Source organism: Kitasatospora sp. NPDC056446 (assembly GCF_042796115.1).
GTDB lineage: Bacteria > Actinomycetota > Actinomycetes > Streptomycetales > Streptomycetaceae > Kitasatospora.
This window is the reverse complement of the sequence record NZ_JBHTRF010000223.1, coordinates 1-1,365: the sequence shown is the minus strand read 5'-3', so window position 1 is coordinate 1,365 and position 1,365 is coordinate 1. Positions and strand designations below refer to the sequence as shown.

The window sequence follows — 1,365 nt, the reverse complement described above, 5'->3', positions numbered from 1 at the left end:
TTTTCCGGTGGCATGCGAAGGTGTAAACGCCAACGCACGATGTGCCAATGGGCAAACGCGCCACTGCAACAATTCGTACGATTCGCGACATTGTTGCACAGCGTCTGCGGGCGTCCAGAAGCTAGGGGCGCAAAGGCTTGGCAGTGTTAAGCCGCAGGCGCCGTTGTGCCGCGCGGCAGGATGGGGGTCGTGCGGATTACGTCACCCTGCGCGCGGCGGAGGCGCTTCGCGTGGGTGCGGGCCGGTCGTGGCTGTGCTCAGCCCTTGAAGTGAGGATCGGTCACCGGCAACAGGTTGTAGCTGGCCAGATCCCTTTCGAGCCGATGAACGCGCTCCACCTGCGCGTCGTCGGTGGGGTCAAACACATCCGGCACCGAGACGATCACCGTACCCAGGCCATCAACCGGATGGACGGCATGCGCGTCGCGGATCTGCGCGTGGGTGATCTGCGCGGGCACAAAGCCCATCCAACCGAAGAATTCCCGGTGTTGATACAGGCGGCGGTCTATCTGGTAGTGGATCAATTCGCTTTCCCTGGATCTTCCCTTGACATTGGTACATGCGAAATCAGGCTGGATGACTTTGACCGAATCGATCATCGCGCCAAGCATGATTGAGGAAATTTCATCCCCAAAGGGCTCCAGCCCCTCGATGCTTAGCGTGTGCACCCCAAGGCTGGGACGCAGGCTGAGCACAACTACTCCGGGCTTACGCCAGTCACGGTCATTGTCTACGTTGGCCAACGTCAGTGAAGCGCCAAACCCCTCAAAACCCCCAAATCGCCTACGCGTCTTCTCGATAGCCCGCTCCATGCTGTACAGCATTGCAGCAGAATCCTCCAAGGCAATACACGCTTCCTTTCTTCGCGAGGGCAACGCATACCAGCGTTTCATCAAAGGGTGCAGGCGGGCCAATCTTTCCGTCAGATCCAAGGCCTTGCTCAGCACTTCTTCGGGTGTACGGGAGACAGCCGATGTGCGTAGATTTGATTGAGCTACAAGGATCATAGGCGTGTTCTTCAACCCTTGAGGTTCGGATCTGTCACCGGCAACAGATCGTAGCTGGCCAGATCCATTTCAACGCGGTGCACCTTGTCCACCTGTGCGTCGTCGGTGGGATCGAACACGCCCGGCACCGAGACGATGACCGTACCCAGGCCATCAACTGGGTGGACGGCATGCGCGTCTCGTATCTGGGCGTGGGTGATCTGCGCGGGCACAAAGCCCATCCAGCCAAAGTACCGACGGTGTTGGTACAAGCGCCGATCAAGTTGGTACGTCACCAAAGCTTTCTCGTGCGTCATCGCTTTGACATCCGTACAGGCATAGCGCGGCTTGACTTCCTTCACCAAGCCGATCATTGCAT

The 1,365-nt window shown here is 58.5% G+C and carries 2 protein-coding genes; both read right to left on the bottom strand.

Translation table 11 applies throughout. From position 1 onward, the window contains the following. Nucleotides 1–257 precede the first annotated feature (257 nt). Nucleotides 258–947 carry a hypothetical protein gene (locus tag ACFQ6N_RS40845; RefSeq protein ID WP_367537635.1) on the bottom strand — a complete coding sequence of 230 codons (690 nt, stop codon included), beginning with the start codon at nt 945–947 and terminating at the stop codon, nt 258–260. 71 nt (nt 948–1,018) lie between these two features. Next, nucleotides 1,019–1,365, bottom strand: a 347-nt coding sequence (locus ACFQ6N_RS40840) for a hypothetical protein (protein WP_380659199.1), incomplete at its 5' end; no start/stop codon positions are given.